Below are 19274 nucleotides of genomic sequence, written 5' to 3'. Positions count from 1 at the left end.
GCGCCAGGGATTGACCAGCGCATACTCCTGCTCCCGGCGCTCGACCTTGACGCGCTGGTTGATCGTCAGGTAACATCAATCGTAGCAGCAATGCGCAAAGGGGGTCACGATGTGCCCGGGCCGGCCCATCTGTGTCGTGGTTTGACTTGACGTGAGTCAGTGCTAGGATTTCAGTCATGCTAAGGACGCTACTCATCGCCGTGTCAGGTTTGCTCCTCATCGCTCCACTGTGCGGCACCAGCACGACCGTGACCTTCACTTACAGCAATCAGGACGTCGGTCCCGTTACGTTCTCGTCGCGGATGGGCACGACCGGTCTCTGGCTGGACACGGACATCCTGGTCCCCGCAGATTCCAGCATGACCACTGCTCCGCACGCAGTTGGGAGGGACTACTGGTTTTCCTGCCTCGTGAAAGACGCGCAGAGCCTGACTCTCGACAGCGTCGTCATTGCCGGCTACCAGTGGAAGGCGGGGAGTTCGGTCAATTGGACCTGGGACGGCACCGAACTCACGCCGTACGTGTTCATCCCCTGACCGCATCGCACATCCCGCGAACCCTGACTCGATCACAAGGACGCCAAGGTACGAAGCGGATTCAATCGAGCAGTGGTTCCGCCCCGCAGAAGTCAGGGGACAGTCCATCGTAGTAGCTGCGTTAGATCCGCTGCGGGACAGTCCCCGATGCCCGAAAACTCAGACAGCAGAAGCCAGGACCCTCGGCGGTGGTTTCACTTCCGATTGCCGAATGTCGAAAGAGAAACGCGGCACGGGAGAGCGTGCCGCGTTGGAGTCGCAGTTTGCTGCTAGCTCAAGCTACCAGCGGTAGTGGGCGAAGGCGCGGTTGGACTCGGCCATCTTGTGCGCGTCTTCCTTTTTCTTGACCGCCGCTCCCTGGTTGCGGCTGGCGTCGAGCAGCTCGGCGGCGAGCTTCTGAATCATCGTGTGCTCGTTACGGGCCCGGGCGGCCGTGATGGTCCACTTGATAGCGAGAGCGTCGCGCCGCTTGGGCCTGACTTCCATCGGTATCTGGTAGGTGGCGCCACCGACGCGGCGCGGCCGGACTTCAAGCACCGGCTTCACGGCGTTCATAGCCTTCTGGAACACGGCATAGCCGTCTTCCTTGGCTTGTTCTTGGGCAAGGTCGAGCGCGCCGTAGAAGATGCGCTGAGCTGTGGTCTTCTTGCCCGCCCACATCAGGTTGTTCATGAACTTGGTTACGAAGGTCGAGTTGTAGCGCGGATCTGCGGCTATCGGCCGCTGTTCGGCAGAGCGTCGTCTTGACATAGCGTCTCCTTACGACGCGGCGCCCGGCTTGGGCCGCTTGACTCCGTACTGACTGCGCGCCTGGCGTCGGCCGTCAACGCCGGTGGTGTCGAGCACACCACGGACGATGTGGTAGCGCACGCCCGGCAGGTCTTTGACGCGGCCGCCGCGCACGAGCACAATCGAGTGTTCCTGCAGGTTGTGTCCCTCACCCGGGATGTAGCAGGTGACCTCGGAACCACCGGTGAGACGCACCTTGCAGACCTTGCGCAGCGCCGAGTTAGGCTTCTTTGGCGTAGTCGTGTAGACCCGCGTGCATACCCCTCGCTTCTGAGGGTTGCCCTTGAGCGCCGGCGTCTTGGACCGGCTGTGGATCGGCTCGCGCGCTTTGCGAACGAGCTGGTTTACTGTCGGCATGCTATAATGCCTCCTCTACCTTCTCCTGCGACTCTTCGGCGGCGAGTTTGATGCGGGCGTAGTCACGGTAACCAGTGCCCGCCGGAACCAGCCGACCGACAATCACGTTCTCTTTCAGTCCTTTGAGCTTGTCTTCTTTGCCGGAAATCGCTGCCTCGGATAGCACCCGCGTCGTCTCCTGGAACGATGCCGCCGAGAGGTAGCTTTCGGTCAGGAGCGCGGCCCGGGTGATGCCGAGTAGTATCGGCTGGAAGGTGGCCGGACGCATGTTCTCGGCGATCAGCTTCGCGTTCTCGTCAAGCAACCGGCGCCGTTCAACGATTTCGCCCTCGATGAAGTTCGAGTCCCCGGCATCCTCGACCTTCGCTTTGCGCAGCATCTGGCGGACGATGACCGAGATGTGCTTGTCGTTGATCTTCACCTTCTGCAGCCGGTACACGGCCTGGATCTGGTTGGTAAGGAACTCCTGTACCGCCAGCCAACCTCGCACCCTGAGCACGTCGTGCGGGTCGACCGAACCTTCGCACAGCTTTTCGCCGGCGTGAACTCGGTCACCGGTCTGAACCAGCAGGTACTTGCCGTACGGTATCTCGTATTCCTTCTCAGTGCCGCCTTCGGAGATCACCTTGACCTCGCGAATACCCTCGCGCGGCTCGCCGACGTTGACGGTCCCGTCGATTTCGGAAATCGTCGCCGGCTCTTTGACGCGCTTCGCCTCAAACAGCTCGGCGACCTTGGGCAAACCACCGGTGATGTCGCGGGTCCGCCCCATCTCACGCGCCAGCCGGGCCAGGGTGTCGCCGGGCAGCACCTGGGACTTATTGTCGACCACAAGATACGCCCCGGCCGGGAGCGCGTGCGCTTCCAGCACCTTGCCCTTGGGCCCGACGATGGCGACGCGCGGGTGAAGCCGGTGGCCTCGGTCTTCGGTGATGATCCGCTGCATCCGCTCGGTTCGCTCGTCGATGTCCTCGCGCAAAGTGACCCCTACCTCGACATCGTGGTACAGGATCTCGCCTTTGGAACGGGCCAGAATCGGGATCGAGTAGGGTTCCCATTCGAACAGGGTATCGCCCTCCTTCACCTCCTGCCCGTCGTGGACGCGGACGGTGGCTCCGGCCGGTACGCTGAAGGGAACCATGCGATCCGGCGCAAGCAGCACCAGCCGCCCCTGGTCCGGGGCGACCGTCTCGCCGTCGGTCCGCTTGACCGTCACCAACCCTTCGTACTTCACCTTGCTCACGAACTTCGCGGTCGCTTTGGTCTGTTCCGCGACACGCGAAGCGACACCGCCGACGTGGAAGGTCTTGAGGGTCAACTGCGTTCCCGGCTCGCCGATGGACTGGGCGGCAACAACGCCCACGGCTTCGCCGACCTCTACGACGGTCCCGGTGGCCATGTTCCGACCGTAGCACTTGACGCACAGACCGGGCCGCGCCTCGCAGGTCAGTGCTGACCGCACCCGCACCGTCTCGATTCCGTAGTTCTCTATTTCCTCGGCCGCCTCGTCGCTGATCGATTCCCCGGAATGGACCACCACCTCGCCCGACACCGGGTTCACGACATCGTCGAGGGAGAACCGTCCGGCGATTCGCTCGGACAGCGGTTCCACTATATCCGCTCCTTCGCGCAAGGCCGAGACCTCCTGCCCGAGGATCGTACCGCAGTCCTCAGTCGTGATAACGACGTCCTGCGCCACATCAACGAGCCTGCGGGTCAGGTACCCGGCCTCGGCGGTCTTGAGCGCGGTGTCGGTAAGGCCCTTGCGCGCGCCATGGGTAGAGATGAAGTACTCCCAGACCGACAGCCCCTCGCGGAACGAGCTCTTGATCGGCGTCTCGATTACCTCTTCGCCGACGGAACGGCGCTGCGGTTTTGCCATCAGCCCGCGCATGCCGCCGATCTGGGCCGCCTGGGTACGCGAGCCGCGCGCACCCGAGTCAATCAACATGAACACCGGGTTGAAGCCGGCCTGGTCCTCGCTCAGACGTTTCATCAGTGCTTCCTCGACTTCGGCGGTCGCGAGCGTCCAGGTGTTGACGACCAGGTTGTACTTCTCGGCGTCGGTCATCAGACCACGGTCATAGGCCTTGTGCACTTTCTTCAGGTCGCGCTCGCTCCGGTCGAGGATGTCGTACTTCTCCTTCGGTACGACGACGTCATCGACGCCGATGGAAAGGCCGGACCGCGTCGCCTGCTCGAACCCGATATCCTTGACCGCGTCGAGCAGTCGCGCAGTCGCTTCAAGCCCCAGCGTCCGGCTGCATGTATCGACGAGCGCCACCAGTTTGTCCTTGGGGTAGTCCTCGTTTACGAACCGCAGCTGTTCCGGCAGAACCTCGTTGAAGAGTGTTCGGCCCACTGTCGTGCTGTAGATCTTGCCGTCGTAGCGAAACTTGATCGGATCGTGGATACCCAGCTCACCCAGGTCATAGGCCGAGTGAACTGTCTCGAAGTCGTCAAACGACCCCACCGATTCGGTCCGGTCCTGACGCTTCCTGGTGATGTAGTACACGCCGATGACGATGTCCTGCGACGGCGTCATCAGCGGACGGCCGTGCGCCGGGGACAGGATGTTGTGCGAGGAAAGAAGCAGCACCGATGCCTCGAGAATCGCCTCGGGGGTCAGCGGCACGTGTACGGACATCGTGTCACCGTCGAAGTCGGCGTTGAACGGTGGACAAACCAGCGGGTGGATACCGATTGCCCGGTGCTCTGCCAGCAGCGGGAAGAATGACTCAACCGAGACCCGGTGCAGGGTAGGTGCGCGATTGAGCATCACCGGATGGTCTTTGGTGACTTCCTCAAGTACCTCCCAGACTTCCGGCGCCTCGCGTCGGTACATGCTCTTCGCCCCGCGTTCGCTTTCGGCCAGGCGACGTTCCTCGAGTCTCCTGAGAATCATCGGCTTGAACAGCTCGAGCGCCATCTCCTTGGGCAGGCTGCACTGGTGGAGTTTGAGCGCCGGGTCGACGACGATGACCGAACGGCCCGAATAGTCCACACGCTTTCCGAGCAGGTTACGGCGGAAACGACCCTGCTTGCCCCGGAGCGCTTCGCAGAGCGACTTCAAGGGACGGTTACCGCGTCCCCGGACCGGCCTGGGCCTCGTCTCATTGGAGAAGAGAGTGTCGACCGCATCCTGCAACATTCGCTTCTCGTTCTTGAGTATTATGTCCGGGGTCCGTATTGACAGCAGATGCTTGAGCCGGTTGTTACGGACAATCACCCGCTTGTAGAGGTCATTCAAGTCCGACGTGGCATAGCGTCCACCTTCGAGGGGAACGAGGGGCCTCAAGTCGGGCGGAATGACCGGCAGCACGTCCAGGATCATCCACTCCGGACGCGCGCCCGAGGCGCGAAATGCCTCGACCACACGCAATCGCCTGAGCAGATTGAATCGGCGCGATGTCTCGTGCTTGATCCGCGCGCGCAGTTCCGCGGCCAGATCGTCGAGCTCAATCCGGGACAAGAGCGTCTTCAGCGCTGGCGCACCGCCAGCCGCCTCGAACCCTTCCGACTTGGGGCCGATCTTCTTCAACTCCTCTTCGGTGATGAGGTCCATCTTCTTGTAAGGAGAGTTGCCGGGTTCGACGACCACGTAGGCCTCGTAGTTGAGGATAGTCTCGACCTGGTTGATGGAGAGCGCAAGCATCAGGCCGATCTTCGAGGGAGGGACCTGGTAGAACAAAGTGTGGGCTACCGGTACGACCAGTTCGACATGACCCATCCGCTGCCGCCGCACCGCCGAAGTCGTGACCTCGACTCCGCACCGGTCGCAGACGATGCCCTTATACCGGATCTTCTTGTACTTGCCGCAGTTGCACTCGTAGTCCTTGACCGGTCCGAATATCCGCTCGCAGAAGAGCCCGTCACGCTCCGGTTTCTGGGTACGATAGTTGATGGTCTCCGGCTTGATGACCTCGCCGCTCGACCAGCTCCGAATCGTCTCGGACGAGGCGATCCGCAGCCGCAGCGAATCGAAGTCGAAGAAATCCCGGTCTGTCATCATGCCGTCTCCTTCCCCCGCTCGGGGATGAGCTCAAGACCAAGCCCCTGCAGCTCCTTGACCAGCACAGCGAACGAGGCCGGCGTACGCGGACGGGGCGGGTTCTTGCCCCGGATCAACGACTCGTAGAGCGCACTGCGGCCATCGACGTCATCGGACTTGATGGTCAGCATCTCCTGGAGCGCGTGCGCCGCACCGTACGCCTCGAGCGCCCAGACTTCCATCTCGCCGAACCGCTGCCCGCCGAACTGGGCCTTGCCGCCGAGCGGCTGCTGGGTGATGAGCGAGTACCGGCCGGTCGAACGGGCATGGATCTTGTCGTCGACCATGTGGATGAGCTTGACCACGTACATCATACCGACGGTGATCTTGCCGCCGAAGCGGTCCCCGGTCCGGCCGTCGTACATCACGATCTTGCCGTCTTCGGGCAATCCGGCCTTGCGCAGCTCCGTCTTGATCTCCTCGGGCGACGCGCTTTCGAACACCGGGCAGAAGGCCTGGTAGCCAAGCACCTTGGCTGCCCAGCCCAAGTGGGTCTCGAGCACCTGACCGAGGTTCATGCGTGACGGCACGCCCAGCGGATTGAGTATCATGTCCACCGGCAGGCCGCGCATGCCGCGGATAGTCTCGCTCGCGTCCTTGCTCTCTGCCTCGACCGATATGTAGGGCATGTCCTCGACCGGCAGAACCTTCGAGACCACACCCTTGTTACCGTGGCGGCCGGCCATCTTGTCGCCCACCGCCAGCTTGCGCTTCTGAGCGATGAATATGGTGATCCACTTCAGCACGCCGTGCGGCAGCTCATCTCCACGCGACACGCGCTCTATCTCCTGGCGACGCTCGTTGTCCGCCTCGGCCAGCGCGTCCTCATAGTCCTTGACTGCCGCCCGGAGCTCCAGTTGCAACTTCGGACTCGAAACGAGTTGCTCGATGTTGCGGAGGTCGGAGAACTCCTCGGAGCGCAGGAACTCGTCGTTCATCGGTTGCCCGGCCTTGTGCAGGATCTTGCCCTTGCCGTCCTTGGCATTGGCTGCAGCCTTCTGACCGCGCAGCACCGAACGCAGCCGCTCATCGCGGCGATCCTGCAGGAACTCCTTCTTCAGGTCGTAGCGGTGGCCAGCTTCAACCACACGCTCCTTTTCCAGCCGTCGGTTCATGGCATCCCCGAGCTTGCGGGAGAGGATTCGCTGCTCGATCACCACGCCAAACACGCCCGGTTCCACGCGCATCGAGGTGTCACGGACGTTGGCCGCCTTCTCGCCGAAGATCGCCCGCAGCAGCCGCTCCTCGGGCGTGAACTCGGTCTCGCCCTTGGGCGTGATGCGGCCGACCAGGATGTCGCCGGGACCAACCTCGGCACCGATCCGGATGACCCCGAACTCATCCAGGTTGCGCAACTCGTCCTCGGTCGCACCCGGGATGTCGCGAGTGATCTCCTCCGAACCCAACTTCGTCTCGCGCGCCTGGATCTCGAACTCGAGCAGCTGAATGGAGGTGAAACCGTCCTCTTTGATCAAGTCCTCGGAAACAATGATGGCGTCTTCGTAGTTGTATCCGCGCCACGGCACGAAGGCAACCAGCACGTTGCGACCCAGAGCGAGCTGGCCGTCCTGGGTGGCCGGCCCGTCCGCGAGCAGGGCGCCTTTCTTGACGCGGTCCCCGGCCCGAACCATCGGCCGCTGCGAGAGGCAGGTGTACTGGTTCGATTTCTTGTACTTCCTGAGCTTGTACTCGGTCGGCCCGCGGTCGGAACGCAGCACGACGGTGCGCGCATCCACCCGCGTTACCACTCCGTCCTCAGGCGCCAGCAGAATCGCGCCCGACTCGGCGGCAAACTTGCCTTCAACGCCGGTCGCGACCAGCGGCTTCTCAGGCAGGAGCAGCGGCACGCCCTGGCGCTGCATGTTGGCACCCATCAGCGCCCGGTCGGCGTCGTCGTGCTCGAGAAAGGGCACCATCACGGTCGAAGGTGCGAAAATCTGCTTGGGCGACACGTCCATGAAGTCGACCTGGTCCGGCGGCAGGGAAACGACGTCGCCCTTGCGCCGACAGATGACGTCTTCGTCGACAAAACGGTGGTCCGACGTCAACTTGCTGGTTGCCTGGGCAATCGCGTAGTGGTCCTCTTCGTCCGGGTTGAGGTAGATCTCCCGACCCTTGCCGACCATCACCTTGCCGTCGCTGACGCGCCAGTAAGGCGTGGTCATAAAGCCGTACTGGTCGACCCGGCCGTATGTGGCAACCGTTGAGATCAGGCCGATGTTGGGTCCTTCCGGCGTCTCAATCGGGCAGATCCGTCCGTAGTGAGAGAAATGAACGTCCCGCACCTCGAAGCCGGCTGTCTCCTTGGTCAGCCCCCCCGGGCCCAGAGTGGAGACGCGCCGTTTGTGCGTAAGCTCGGTCAACGGGTTTGTCTGCTCCATGAACTGACAGAGCTGACTCTGGGTGAAGAACTGCATGATGGCGTTAGCCACCACCCGGGTGTTCACCAGCTCCTGCGGTGTCAGCAGGCTGTCGTCAATGAAGGCGGCCCGCTCCCGGATATTCTGAGCCAGTTGCATCAGGGCAGCCCGGAACTGGTTTTCCAGCAGCTCGCCCACACGCTTCACGCGGCGGGCCGAGAGGTGGTCGACGTCGTCGGCCTGATAGCGGACCGGCTCGGCGACCATTCGCCTTCCCTTGACAGACACTAGCTTCTCGGCATGCTTGCCGCGCCCCTCGTCGTAGAAGGTCATCTCCAGCTCAGAACGGCGTTCGTACCAGTGATATCGATCCGGCAGCAGGTCCTGTCCCTTCAGTTCCCCGAGCACCTTGTCCCGTTCCTCGGAGGAGCCCGCCTGATAGCGGACCTGGTACAGCCGGCCTTCACCGGCAAACAACAGCAGGTGCGAGACGATTGCCAGCACGTCCTTCTGCAGCAGCCCGGTCTGGGTGAGCGGGGTCTTGGCCATCAAACGCTGGTTCAGCTTGTAACGACCGACCGCGCCGAGGTCGAACCGCTTCTGGTCAAAGAGCATGCCCAGTATCACCGACTCGGCCAGCTCGATCGAATGCGGGGCAATCGAGCGCAACCGGTAGTAGATCCGCTTGATGGCATCTTCCTTTGACGTGGTACGGTCGGCACGCAGCGTGTTGGCGATGATGTCGAGTCCAGCCGGGTTCCCATCCACGACCCAACCTTCGGCTACGCCCTTGGACGAGAGGAAATCCAGCAACCCCTCGGTCACGTACTCACCGGCACGTGCCCAGGACTCTCCCGACTCCGACTTGATGTCGCGCGCCACGACCTGTCCCGGCGCAAACGGCTTCTGGACGACCCGAAAGAGCTTGTCGACGATATCTTCGTGCGAGTAGCCGATTGCCCGCATGAAAGTCGCGGCCGAAATCCGCCGCTTCCGGTCAAGCAGGACCACCATCGAGTTGTGCTTGTCCACGACCAGTTCGAACCAGGCGCCGCGCAGCGGTACCAGCAACGCCGAGAACTCGTCGCCGTCCCGGGAGAAGTAGACGCCCGGAGACCGGTGGAGCTGGCTGACAATCACCCGCTCCACTCCGTTGATGATGAACGTACCGGCAGTGGTCATCCACGGCAACTCGCAGACAAAGACCTCCTGCTCGAGTATGTCCTTGACCTTCTCACTGCTGGGTGCGGGCTGCCCTTCGGAGGTCGTAGGCTCCTTCTTGACCATCCGGAACACGACCTTCAGCGGCATCGAGTAGTTAACGCCCTTGGCCATGGCTTCGTCCGGCGAGTACTTCGGCTCACCGAAGCGGTAGCCGACGTAATCCAGCCGGAAGTTCTTGTGCGCGTCCTCAATCGGGAACGTCTCCCGGAGGACGCCCTCGAGCCCGTGCGGCTCGCGCCGGGCCGGGTCGGTCTCAAACTGGGCGAACTCTCGGAACGAATCGAGCTGCAGTGAAAGCAGGCTCGGGATCTCTAAGTGAGTTGTGCTCCTAGAGAAGTCTAGCTGTTCCATTCTGCGAGCCTCCCCCGTGATCGGCCGATAGCCGGACAAACCGCCTGCGAATCACGAACCGCGATGCCGACGCTCGTCACTCGCCGCTTCTACTTGACCTCGACCTTGGCGCCTACTTCCTCGAGCTTCGCCTTGATCTTGGCGGCGTCTTCCTTCGATACGTTCTCCTTGACGACGCTAGGGGTCTTGTCGATGATGTCCTTGGCTTCCTTCAACCCCAGCTGGGTGACTGACCGCAGCTCCTTGAGCACCTGGATCTTCTTGTCGCCGACAGATACGAGAGTCACGGTGAACTCGCTCTGTTCCTCGGCCTTCGCTTCCGCCGGGGCTGCGCCGCCGGCCGCCGGCATCGGACCGGCCGCCATGAACGCCGGAGCCGACACGCCGAACTTGTCCTTCAGGGACTTCACGAGCTCAGCCAATTCGGTAACTGTCAGGCCTTCGATCGTTTCGATGACCTGCTGGATTTTGGTTTCCGCCATCAATCCTCCTGGACTGTTAAACTGCCGCAAGCAACCGCGGCATTCCTATCGATCCCGTCGTTATGAAGCAGCAATTCCCATGCAATTCTGTCTCAGGCTGCGGCCGGTTGCTCCGGCGCGGGAGCAGTCGCTTCCGGGGCCGGAGCGTCAGCCGCCGGCGCCGTCGCCCGCGGCCGGTCTTTGACCTGGTCGAGCACCCAGACGAACTCGGAAAGCAGCCCGTCTAGTGTCGTCACCAGCCCGTAGATCGGTCCCTGCAGCACGCCGACGACCTCGCCGCGCAGTTCGTTCTTGGTCGGCAGCCCGGCGATGAAGTTGAACTGGTCGGCCGGGTACAGGACCCGGTCCAAATAGGCCCCTTTGACTTTCAGGGCCGCCATCTTCTTCATCTGCTCGCGTATGGTGCGGGCCGGCGCAATCGGGTCGTCGACGGCGAACACCAGCGAGGTGGGCCCGGTCAGAAGCTTCTCGATGTCGGCCGGCACGCCGCTCTCGGTCAGCGCCCGCAGCGCCAGCCGGTTCTTCACGACGCGGACCGCAACCTTCGACTCGCCCAACTTGCGTCGCAGCGTGTTGAAGTCGTTGGCGGCGAGCTTCGTGAAATCAACGAAATAGAGCGCCGACGTCTTGCCGATCCTCTCCTTCAGCCCGGCCACCGCATCAATCTTCACCTGCTTGGGCATGGCTAGACTCCCTTCCTGGCTGTATCAAGGAATTCGCGGACGTCGACTCTGACCCCGGGACCCATGGTCGATGACAGCACGATGTTGTGCACGAACTGGCCCTTGGCCGTAGCCGGCTTTGCCCTGACCACTTCGGCTACGAAGCTCCGAACGTTCTCACTCAGCTTGTCCGGATCGAACGACGCCTTGCCCATCAGCGCATGGATGTTCCCAGTCTTGTCGGTCCGGTACTTGATCCGGCCTGCCTTCAGGCTCTTGACCGTTGCGGCCACATCGAAGGTCACGGTCTGGGTCTTGGGCGAAGGCATGAGGCCGCGTGGCCCCAGCACCTTGCCCAGCCGGCCGACTGCCGACATCGTGTCCGGCGTGGCAACCGCGACGTCAAAGTCGAACCAGCCGCCCTGGACCTTCTCCACCAGGTCCTCGAATCCGGCATAGTCGGCTCCGGCGGCTTTCGCCTCGTCCTGCTTCTCGCCCTTGGCGAAAACCAGCACCCTCACCTGCTTGCCGGTACCGTTGGGCAGGGAGACCGTGCCCGAAACGAGCTGGTCGGTCTTCTTCGGGTCGATCCCCAGCTTGATGGCGATGTCGACCGATTCGTCAAACTTGGCTGTGGCCTTCTCCTTGACCAACTGTACCGCCTCGGTCAGTGGATGTAGCTGCTGGTGCTCAAGTTTCTCGGTCAGCGAACGGAACCGCTTGCTGTGCCGCCTCATGATTCCGCCACCTTCATGCCCATAGCGCGGGCCGTGCCTTCGATAATCTTCATGGCGGCTTCGACGTCCGCCGCGTTCAAGTCACGCATCTTCCGTTCCGCAATCTCCCGGACCGCCTTGCGGCTGACCGTGCCGACCGTCGCCCGGTTGGGCTCTCCCGAGCCTTTGGCCAGGCCGGCCGCCTGCTTTAGGAGTACGGACGCGGGTGGGGTCTTGGTGACGAACGTGAACTTCCGATCCGAGTAGACGGTCAGGACGACCGGGATCACCATGCCGGGAGTCTCCTTGCGGGTTGCCTCATTGAAGGACTTGATGAACTCCGCAATGTTCACTCCGTGCTGGCCCAGGGCCGGGCCGACCGGCGGTGCCGCGGTTGCCTGGCCGGCCGGGATCTGGAGTCTCACGACCGCCGCAACCTTCTTAACCATTACTCGCTCCTCCTAAACTCAGATTGGCTGGACGTCAAGGAAGTCCAGATCAATCGGTGTGGGCCGACCGAAAATCGTGACGATGACCTTCACCCGTCGGCGTTCGGCGAAGAGCTCATCGACCGTTCCTGTGAACCCGGCGAACGGTCCTTTGGCCACTTTGACATTCTCACCCTTCTCAAACGGGGCCTCGGGCTCGGCCTGGTCGCGTCCCCGCTCGATCTGCTCGAGCATGGCCGTCACTTCCTCCTCGGACAAGGCCATGGGCTCCAACTTCGTCCCCAGCAGGTGGGTAACTCCGGGAATGGACGTAATGAGCGACAGCGTCTGTTCATTCAGTTCCATCTCCACCACGATGTATCCCGGATACAATCGTCGCTCCTCGGCGACAATCTTCGACTTCCGCACCCGTGCGACCTTCTCAGCCGGCATTATGACGCGGCCGAAAAGGCCGGGCTGGTTCAGGCGTTCGATCGCCTTCTCCAGCAGTTCCTTCACCCGCTTCTCACGGCCGGTGTAGGTGTGGACGACGTAGAACTTCATGTTCAGCCGGCCGGCTACCTGAGGACTATCCCCAGAAGCCGCGAGAAAACGAAGTCGACCACGCCGATGAAGAGGGCCAGCACGGTCGAGAAGAGGATAACCACCAGCGTCGTGGTCAGCAGCTCCTTACGCTGCACCCACGACACCTTCTTCATCTCGGCCCAGACATCGGCCAGGTAGTTTCTTACCCGCTTGATAAGGTCTTTCATGTTAATCTACAGGCCAGGAGGGATTTGAACCCCCAACCTACGGATTTGGAGTCCGCCGCTCTGCCGTTAGAGCTACTGGCCTATTTGACCTCCTTGTGCATCGTGTGCTTCCGGCACGAAGGACAGAACTTCTTCGCTTCGAAGCGCTCGGTCTTCTTCTTGTTCTTCGTCGTGTGATAGTTCCGGTTCTTGCACTCGGGGCACGCCAGTGTGACGAAGTTGCGCATCTCGCCCGGTTACTCGACTATCTGGATGACCGTGCCGGCGCCGACCGTGCGGCCGCCCTCACGGATGGCGAACTTGGAGTTCTGCTCCAGCGCCACTTCGCTGATGAGCTCGATGTCCATGGTCACGTGGTCGCCCGGCATCACCATTTCGACGCCCGCAGGCAGCGTGCAGCTACCGGTGACGTCGGTGGTCCGGATGTAGAACTGCGGCCGGTAACCGGGGAAGAACGGAGTGTGACGTCCGCCCTCCTCCTTGGTCAAAATGTACACCTCGCCCTTGAACTTCTTGTGCGGCTTGATGGAACCGGGCTTGGCGATGACCATGCCGCGCTCAACGTCTTCCTTGGCAACACCCCGCAGCAGCAGCCCGACGTTGTCGCCGGCCCGCGCGTCTTCGAGGATCTTGCGGAACATCTCCACGCTCGTCACGACGACCTTGTCGTGCTTCCCGAAACCGAGGATTTCCACTTCCTCGCCGGCCTTGAGCAGGCCCCGGTCAACTCGACCGGTCACGACCGTACCGCGTCCGGTGATCGAGAAGATGTCCTCGATCGGCATGAGGAAGGGCTTGTCGGTGATTCGCACCGGTTCCGGTATGAACGAATCGAGGGCCTCGACCAGCTTGAGAATGGCATCGAAGTCCGGTCCTTCATCAGCGCTTATCGCCTTGATCGCACTGCCCCGGATAATCGGTGTCTTGTCGCCGGGGAATCCGTACTTGGTGAGGATGTCACGGATTTCCAGCTCCACCAGGTCAATCAGGTCCGGGTCGTCGACGAGGTCTACCTTGTTGAGGAACACGACCATCGCCGGGACGTTCACCTGAGTGGCCAGCAGCACGTGCTCGGTCGTCTGCGGCATCGGGCCGTCAGCGGCCGAAACCACCAGGATGGCGCCGTCCATCTGTGCCGCGCCGGTGATCATGTTCTTGATGTAGTCGGCGTGGCCCGGGCAGTCGATGTGTGCGTAGTGCCGCTTGTCCGACTCGTACTCGACGTGCGCGACCGCGATGGTCAGGATCTTGGTGTCATCGCGGCGGCCCTGCGACTCCGAGGCCTTCGCGATGTCATCGTAGCTCTTGTACTTCGCCAGGCCCTTCTTCTCCAGGACCCTGGTGATCGCCGCTGTCAGCGTCGTCTTTCCGTGGTCAACGTGACCAATGGTGCCGACGTTGACGTGCGGCTTGGTTCGCGAAAATTTTTCCTTCGCCATTTGGCCGTTCCTCCTGTCGGACTTAGCTGCTGGTTCTCAGTGAACTATAGCCTCTTCAAGGCTAGACAACAATGAGCCCACGGCCGGAATTGAACCGGCGACCTCTTCCTTACCAAGGAAGTGCTCTACCGACTGAGCTACATGGGCGAGACCGGTGCAGGGTATTATATGGATAACCTACGCCGTGTCAATAACTAAATGCGAACGCCGCCCGACGGCCGCGGCGGCCGTCCTGGCGCTCAGTTTATCAGCCCGGTGAGTGCGTTACGCTCCGGGCCTAACCTTTTGTGCCAAGCAACTTTACCGCAGTGCTTCGACAGCGGCAAAAGCTGCCCCGGTCTTGACGTCTGTCCGGCAGAGCGGGCGATGGGAGTCGAACCCACGCAAACAGCTTGGAAGGCTGTTGTGCTACCACTACACCACGCCCGCGCTAGAAAACCGCACAGACGGACCGACGATTGTCAGACATCCGCAGCCAACTGGGGTGCGGAGAACCGCCGAACCGGTGCAGCAAGAACCGATTCGGTCAGTATGGACGGGGAAGGATTTGAACCTCCGTAGGCAATTGCCAGCAGATTTACAGTCTGCCCCCTTTGACCACTCGGGTACCCGTCCGCGAACGAGACAATAGTCAGCCGACAGAGGGATTCGAACCCCCGACCTGTGGTTTACAAAACCACTGCTCTGCCAACTGAGCTATGTCGGCGTGTCCACGCCGGCAGCTGCCGCCGCGGGCAGTGAAATATAGCCCAAAAACCGCAAGCGTCAAGAATACGCGGCGTCCCTCGGTTGTATCTCATGCGTGACTTCACCGCCGCCGGTGTCGGGTTTGACTTCGCCGTACCGGAGAATATCCTAGTACATGCGACGAATTACTCTCCTTCTCGTCTGCTGCCTCTGTCTGGCGGCAGCGTCCGACCATCCCATCTGGGTGAACCTGCGCTCTACCTACCTTGGACTCAAGACTCTATCCGGCCTCTTCACCGAGAACATCTGCAGCGAGAAGGAGGGTACCTGCACCCAGTTCGAAGGCAGGTTCGCCATCTCACTACCTGACCGCTACCGCCTGGAGGTCACCGAGGGTCAGAAGCAGCTCTTCGTTTCGGACGGCGTCAACGTGTGGGCGTATCTTCCCGAGTTCGGGCGCGCGATAAAACGACCGCCTGGGGGCGTCGCGCCGATCATGGCCTTTCTCGAGCCGATTCTCGACTCCACTTCTACGGTCGAGGTCGCCAAGGACTCCTCCGGCATATATGTCGTGAAGGTCTGCCCGGATGGCGATATGTCGGCCATGGGCGATCTCGTGCTCGAACTGAACGAAACCGGCACCCAGATAGACGGTTTCTCATTCCGCGACGGGATGGGCCAGAAGCTCCACTTCAGCTTCTACAATCAGGACTGGAATCCCAAGCTCGACCCGGCGCTCTTCAAGTTCAAACCGCCCAAAGGCGTAACCGTTGAGAAATAACCAATTCCCAATTGCCAATTCCCAATGACCGCTCTCGTATGCTGAAGCCGCTCACTTCTCATTAGGAATTAGGTATTGGACGTTCGGTAATTCTCCTCGGTGCTTAAGGATTCCGGCCGCTGCTTCGCCTGCGGCAAAGACAACCCGCGGGGCCTGCAGCTCGTCGTCAAGAAGACACCCGACGGCGTTGAACTCGACTACGTTCTTCCCGAGCACTTTGCCGGCTGGCAGGGCATCGCCCACGGCGGCATCGTCGCGACCATCCTCGACGAACTCCTTGCCTGGGCCTGCACCAATGCCGGCCGCAACTGCGTCACTGCAGAGATGACGGTACGCTACCGCAGGCCGGTCAAAACCGGTAGCCCGCTCAGAGGCGTCGGCCGCGTCACCGGCGAAAAGGGCAAACTCCTGTTCACTGAGGCCAGGCTGCTCGATGAATCGGGTGAGCTCGTGGCTGAAGCCACCGGCAAGATGATGCGGGTCGAAGGCAAGGTTGAGGAATGACCAATTGCCAATTCCTAATGACCAACGAACTCAGGAATGTCACGGGCGAGGAGCACGTGCTCCCTTCAGCGTCGGTCATTGATTAGGAATTAGTAATTGGGCATTCGGAATTCCGGCTCTGCGTGCCTCGTCTTCCTCGGTTGTCCCAAGAACCAGGTTGACTCCGAGCACGTCCTCGGCTCGCTGACCGAAGCCGGCTACACCCTTACAACTGAACCGCGCTCCGCTGACCTCGTCGTTATCACCACCTGCGCCTTTCTCCAATCCGCCGTCCGCGAATCCGAAGCCGCCATTCGAGAAGCGCTCAAGCTCAAGCAAGGAAGCTCCGAGCCCCCAAACGGGCAGAGAGAACCACCGATTGACACGGATAACAGGGCAGATGTTTCCGACAAGACCATCTGTGTCAATCCGTGTTCATCCGTGGTTGGTCGCTCATCCGGGTATCCGACGGTGGTCGTGGCCGGCTGCCTGGTAGAGCGCTACGGCGAGAGCCTCAAGAAGAAGTTCCCCGCAGTCGACCTCTGGGTCCCGCTCCGCGACATGGGCCGCATTTCTGACCTCCTCTCTCCTCCCTCCTCCCTTCCCGACTCCTCCTCAAGCCGCAAGCTTCAAGCATCAGGCTCCGGCAAATCTGCAATCTCCAATCTGCAGTCTTCAATCTACAATGCCTCGTCCCCTTCGGACCGCGTTCATCGTTCAGCGTTCAGCGCTCATTGTTCAGCTGCGCCCCGCGTCCTTTCCACTCCCCGCCACTTCGCCTATCTCAAGATCGCCGACGGCTGCGACAACCGCTGCTCCTACTGCATGATTCCGGACATCCGCGGCCCGTTCCGTTCGCGCCCGATGCGCGACATCATCGCCGAAGCGCGCGACCTTGCCCGCACCGGAGTCAAAGAGCTGATACTCGTGGCTCAGGACACGACCCTCTACGGCACGGATTTCCGGAAAGGAGTTCACCACCAAGACACAAAGACACGAAGAGGGAGTGCTCGAGTGCCCCAGTTGTCTAGTGCTCCAGTGCGAACGTCCGCTTGGTGTCTTGGTGGTTCAATCCCCGTCAACGGGGACTCACACGGCAGACCTCAACTCGCTCGGTTGCTCGGGGAACTGGGGCGAATCGACGGTATCCGCTGGCTGCGGCTGATGTACACTCATCCCGCGCACATCACCGAGGATGTAATGGACCAGTTTGCCAGCAACCCGAAGCTCTGCCGGTACATCGACCTGCCCGTCCAGCACACGGCCGACCACCTGCTGGAGAAGATGAATCGCCACTACACGCGGCAGGACGTCGAAGTGCAGCTCGAATCCCTGCGGGCGATTCCGGAAATGCACATCCGCACCACCATCATCGTCGGCCTGCCGGGCGAGACCGCCCGAGACTTCGAGGAACTGCTTGCCTTCGTCCGCGCCGCCAGGTTCGACCGCCTCTCCTGCTACGCCTACTCGCCCGAGTCCGGCACCAAAGCCGCGCGCCTCCCCGGCCAGGTCTCCCCTGCCGTGAAGAAAGAACGCGTCCGCCGCCTGATGCTCGCGCAGGCTGCCATCTCGCGGGCGAATCTCAAGAAGCTCGTCGGCCGCGAACTGACCGTGCTGATCGACGCCTCGACTCAGGACCCGGAGTTTCACCACCAAGACACCAAGACACCAAGCGGGCACGGTAAAGGTGCCGGAGTGTCTGCCGTCACTGAGAACTGGGAACTGAAGACTGAGAACTCTCGGTGCGTCGGACGCACCGAGTGGGATGCGCCTGAGATCGACGGCGTGGTCAAACTCTTCGGCCGCAACGTCCGCCCCGGCCTCTTCGTCCGCGCCCTGGTTACGTCTTCGTCCACTCACGACCTTTCGGCTCGGGTCCTCTAGTCCGCTCGTGGTTTTGGCTTATGCCTTTTGACTCTTGCCTCTTGACTTGGTTCCTTCCCTCTATTCCTCTACTCACGACCTTTCGGCTCGGATCCTCTAGTCCGCTCGTGGTGTTGGCTTTTGCCTTTTGACTCTTGCCTTTTGACTTGGTCCCTTCCCTCTATTCCTCCACGCACGATCTCGCCGCCAGAATCCTCTAGATTACGACAGCCAACCTGCCGCCCGTCGAGGTTCTGCCGAAGCGCATTTCGGTCACCGCGCCTCGCGCTACGATGCGTCTCGCGAAGCATGCGGCGAAGCATAGGTCGAAGCACCGGCAACTGCATCATTAGCTGCTTGGTGCGTCGCGTCGGCGGTTGAGTCGGTGGCTGAATCCTGAGCTGCGTCGCGACATGCATCCGGAGTTGCTTACGGCGTTGCACCACGCGTTGCTCGCGAAGATGCTCAAGTCGTTGCTCCAGTTGTTGCTCGGTTCGTTGCTCGCGTCGATTCTTGCGGACAAGCTCCCGCAGTTCTATGGGTTGTCGCGTGCCAAGCTTCATCGGCGGAAGCTGCCCACCAGGCGGCCGGTGGGCTGTCCACTCCCCGGCAGGATTGTGGCCGGGAACGGCCGGACCACCACATATAGACGAGGTTGCGCTGCTGTGGAGCATGGTGCGGCTCACGTCACACACCGCAGCCGATTCACCAGGATTGGCAGGCCGGCGGATGAGACTGAACGGGAAACAGACCAGCAGACAAGTCTGGAAACCGACCCCGACGCAGTCCTGACTGCCGTCTCGGCGGCTGTGCGGGCCGCAAGCGCCCGGACTCAATGGGAAACAACCCGTAGAGCAGACCGGCGAATTGCATCCCCTGCTCTCCGGCACACAAGCCCCCGAACTCCTGTTCACTTTCCTCCCCGGACAAAGGACCAGGGACTCCCCGAGACAACTTCCGAGACTGCTTGCGGAACGATGTACGACACAACGATACAAACGATGCGGGGGGTACTCCCCAAGGTGCGGGTGTCATTTCGTCAGCTTCGAGCCTAACGCCTCAGGTCTCAAGCACATAGGCCCAGAGACCGCCTCCAGCGCCATCCTACAGCGCTGTAGAGTCCGTGGGATTCCCCTTCCCGCCCCGCATCCGTTCTTACCTCTGACCTCTAGCCTCTGGCTTCTGACTTCTCGCGAGGATGTCCCTGTCTTAGTTGAAAATCAGTAGCGGTTCCCCTGCCCGGATGGTAGCATCTGGGTTGTTTGAATGTTATGAAAGGAGAACCGCTGTGA

Annotated in this window: 16 protein-coding genes and 5 tRNA genes; 4 read left to right on the top strand and 17 right to left on the bottom strand. The window is 61.6% G+C overall.

Annotated features, from left to right (window positions below; genetic code table 11):
* Positions 1-176 precede the first annotated feature (176 nt).
* Positions 177-536, top strand: a complete 360-nt coding sequence (locus FJY68_09660; protein MBM3332094.1) for a hypothetical protein — start codon at positions 177-179, stop codon at positions 534-536.
* Between the two features lie 279 nt (positions 537-815).
* On the opposite strand, the gene rpsG is transcribed toward FJY68_09660, so the two are convergent.
* The 17 genes from rpsG to FJY68_09575 form a co-directional block, all read right to left on the bottom strand.
* Positions 816-1286, bottom strand: a complete 471-nt coding sequence (gene rpsG / locus FJY68_09655; GenBank protein ID MBM3332093.1) for a 30S ribosomal protein S7 — start codon at positions 1284-1286, stop codon at positions 816-818.
* Positions 1287-1295: 9 nt separating this feature from the next.
* Positions 1296-1682 carry a 30S ribosomal protein S12 gene (locus FJY68_09650; GenBank protein ID MBM3332092.1) on the bottom strand — a complete coding sequence of 129 codons (387 nt, stop codon included), beginning with the start codon at positions 1680-1682 and terminating at the stop codon, positions 1296-1298.
* A 1-nt stretch (position 1683) separates the two neighbouring features.
* On the bottom strand, positions 1684-5694 hold the full coding sequence (rpoC, locus tag FJY68_09645) for a DNA-directed RNA polymerase subunit beta' (protein MBM3332091.1): 4011 nt from the start codon (positions 5692-5694) through the stop codon (positions 1684-1686).
* Positions 5691-9668: a DNA-directed RNA polymerase subunit beta gene (gene rpoB, locus FJY68_09640; GenBank protein MBM3332090.1), complete on the bottom strand. Its 3978-nt coding sequence runs from the start codon at positions 9666-9668 to the stop codon at positions 5691-5693. Before rpoB ends, rpoC begins: the two co-directional genes overlap by 4 nt.
* Before the next feature lie 89 nt (positions 9669-9757).
* Positions 9758-10150 carry a 50S ribosomal protein L7/L12 gene (locus tag FJY68_09635; protein ID MBM3332089.1) on the bottom strand — a complete coding sequence of 131 codons (393 nt, stop codon included), beginning with the start codon at positions 10148-10150 and terminating at the stop codon, positions 9758-9760.
* 92 nt (positions 10151-10242) lie between these two features.
* The gene (locus tag FJY68_09630; GenBank protein ID MBM3332088.1) at positions 10243-10833 is read right to left on the bottom strand and encodes a 50S ribosomal protein L10; all 591 of its coding nucleotides are present in this window, start codon (positions 10831-10833) and stop codon (positions 10243-10245) included.
* Positions 10834-10835: 2 nt separating this feature from the next.
* Positions 10836-11549, bottom strand: a complete 714-nt coding sequence (locus tag FJY68_09625) for a 50S ribosomal protein L1 (GenBank protein ID MBM3332087.1) — start codon at positions 11547-11549, stop codon at positions 10836-10838.
* Entirely contained in the window at positions 11546-11977 is a 432-nt protein-coding gene (gene rplK / locus FJY68_09620; protein MBM3332086.1) for a 50S ribosomal protein L11, read from the bottom strand. The genes FJY68_09625 and rplK overlap by 4 nt, the downstream gene beginning before the upstream one ends.
* Before the next feature lie 18 nt (positions 11978-11995).
* Positions 11996-12520, bottom strand: a complete 525-nt coding sequence (nusG, locus tag FJY68_09615; GenBank protein MBM3332085.1) for a transcription termination/antitermination factor NusG — start codon at positions 12518-12520, stop codon at positions 11996-11998.
* A gap of 14 nt (positions 12521-12534) precedes the next feature.
* Complete coding sequence (gene secE, locus FJY68_09610; protein ID MBM3332084.1) at positions 12535-12729, bottom strand: preprotein translocase subunit SecE; 195 nt, start codon at positions 12727-12729, stop codon at positions 12535-12537.
* Between the two features lie 9 nt (positions 12730-12738).
* Positions 12739-12811 (bottom strand) — tRNA-Trp (locus tag FJY68_09605).
* Positions 12810-12956, bottom strand: coding sequence for a 50S ribosomal protein L33 (rpmG, locus tag FJY68_09600; protein MBM3332083.1), 147 nt, complete (start codon positions 12954-12956; stop codon positions 12810-12812). Before rpmG ends, FJY68_09605 begins: the two co-directional genes overlap by 2 nt.
* Positions 12957-12965: 9 nt before the next feature.
* Entirely contained in the window at positions 12966-14168 is a 1203-nt protein-coding gene (gene tuf / locus FJY68_09595; protein MBM3332082.1) for an elongation factor Tu, read from the bottom strand.
* A gap of 74 nt (positions 14169-14242) precedes the next feature.
* Positions 14243-14315 (bottom strand) — tRNA-Thr (locus FJY68_09590).
* Between the two features lie 211 nt (positions 14316-14526).
* Positions 14527-14597, bottom strand: a tRNA-Gly gene (locus tag FJY68_09585).
* Between the two features lie 103 nt (positions 14598-14700).
* Positions 14701-14783 (bottom strand) — tRNA-Tyr (locus tag FJY68_09580).
* An 18-nt stretch (positions 14784-14801) separates the two neighbouring features.
* Positions 14802-14874, bottom strand: a tRNA-Thr gene (locus FJY68_09575).
* Between the two features lie 156 nt (positions 14875-15030).
* Between FJY68_09575 and FJY68_09570 the strand changes: the two genes are divergently transcribed.
* The 3 genes from FJY68_09570 to FJY68_09560 all read left to right on the top strand — a co-directional run bounded on the left by FJY68_09570 (position 15031) and on the right by FJY68_09560 (position 18003).
* Entirely contained in the window at positions 15031-15636 is a 606-nt protein-coding gene (locus FJY68_09570) for an outer membrane lipoprotein carrier protein LolA (protein ID MBM3332081.1), read from the top strand.
* 99 nt (positions 15637-15735) lie between these two features.
* A complete protein-coding gene (locus tag FJY68_09565; GenBank protein ID MBM3332080.1) occupies positions 15736-16140 on the top strand; it encodes a PaaI family thioesterase in 405 nt (134 codons plus the stop codon).
* A gap of 96 nt (positions 16141-16236) precedes the next feature.
* On the top strand, positions 16237-18003 hold the full coding sequence (locus tag FJY68_09560) for a radical SAM protein (protein ID MBM3332079.1): 1767 nt from the start codon (positions 16237-16239) through the stop codon (positions 18001-18003).
* Positions 18004-19274: the final 1271 nt, after the last annotated feature.

Source organism: candidate division WOR-3 bacterium (genome assembly GCA_016867815.1).
Classification (GTDB): domain Bacteria; phylum Hydrothermota; class Tepidihabitantia; order Tepidihabitantales; family Tepidihabitantaceae; genus UBA2258.
Note: the sequence above shows the minus strand (reverse complement) of the source record. Positions and strands in the feature narration are given on the sequence as shown.

Excerpts from the sequence above, each read along its gene's own strand:
- rplK (MBM3332086.1), bottom strand. The coding sequence starts at position 11,977 with ATGGTTAAGAAGGTTGCGGCGGTCGTGAGACTCCAGATCCCGGCCGGC.
- FJY68_09625 (MBM3332087.1), bottom strand. The coding sequence starts at position 11,549 with ATGAGGCGGCACAGCAAGCGGTTCCGTTCGCTGACCGAGAAACTTGAG.
- nusG (MBM3332085.1), bottom strand. The coding sequence starts at position 12,520 with ATGAAGTTCTACGTCGTCCACACCTACACCGGCCGTGAGAAGCGGGTG.
- FJY68_09650 (MBM3332092.1), bottom strand. The coding sequence starts at position 1,682 with ATGCCGACAGTAAACCAGCTCGTTCGCAAAGCGCGCGAGCCGATCCAC.
- secE (MBM3332084.1), bottom strand. The coding sequence starts at position 12,729 with ATGAAAGACCTTATCAAGCGGGTAAGAAACTACCTGGCCGATGTCTGG.
- rpoC (MBM3332091.1), bottom strand. The coding sequence starts at position 5,694 with ATGATGACAGACCGGGATTTCTTCGACTTCGATTCGCTGCGGCTGCGG.
- rpoB (MBM3332090.1), bottom strand. The coding sequence starts at position 9,668 with ATGGAACAGCTAGACTTCTCTAGGAGCACAACTCACTTAGAGATCCCG.
- FJY68_09635 (MBM3332089.1), bottom strand. The coding sequence starts at position 10,150 with ATGGCGGAAACCAAAATCCAGCAGGTCATCGAAACGATCGAAGGCCTG.
- rpmG (MBM3332083.1), bottom strand. The coding sequence starts at position 12,956 with ATGCGCAACTTCGTCACACTGGCGTGCCCCGAGTGCAAGAACCGGAAC.
- tuf (MBM3332082.1), bottom strand. The coding sequence starts at position 14,168 with ATGGCGAAGGAAAAATTTTCGCGAACCAAGCCGCACGTCAACGTCGGC.
- rpsG (MBM3332093.1), bottom strand. The coding sequence starts at position 1,286 with ATGTCAAGACGACGCTCTGCCGAACAGCGGCCGATAGCCGCAGATCCG.
- FJY68_09660 (MBM3332094.1), top strand. The coding sequence starts at position 177 with ATGCTAAGGACGCTACTCATCGCCGTGTCAGGTTTGCTCCTCATCGCT.
- FJY68_09630 (MBM3332088.1), bottom strand. The coding sequence starts at position 10,833 with ATGCCCAAGCAGGTGAAGATTGATGCGGTGGCCGGGCTGAAGGAGAGG.
- FJY68_09570 (MBM3332081.1), top strand. The coding sequence starts at position 15,031 with ATGCGACGAATTACTCTCCTTCTCGTCTGCTGCCTCTGTCTGGCGGCA.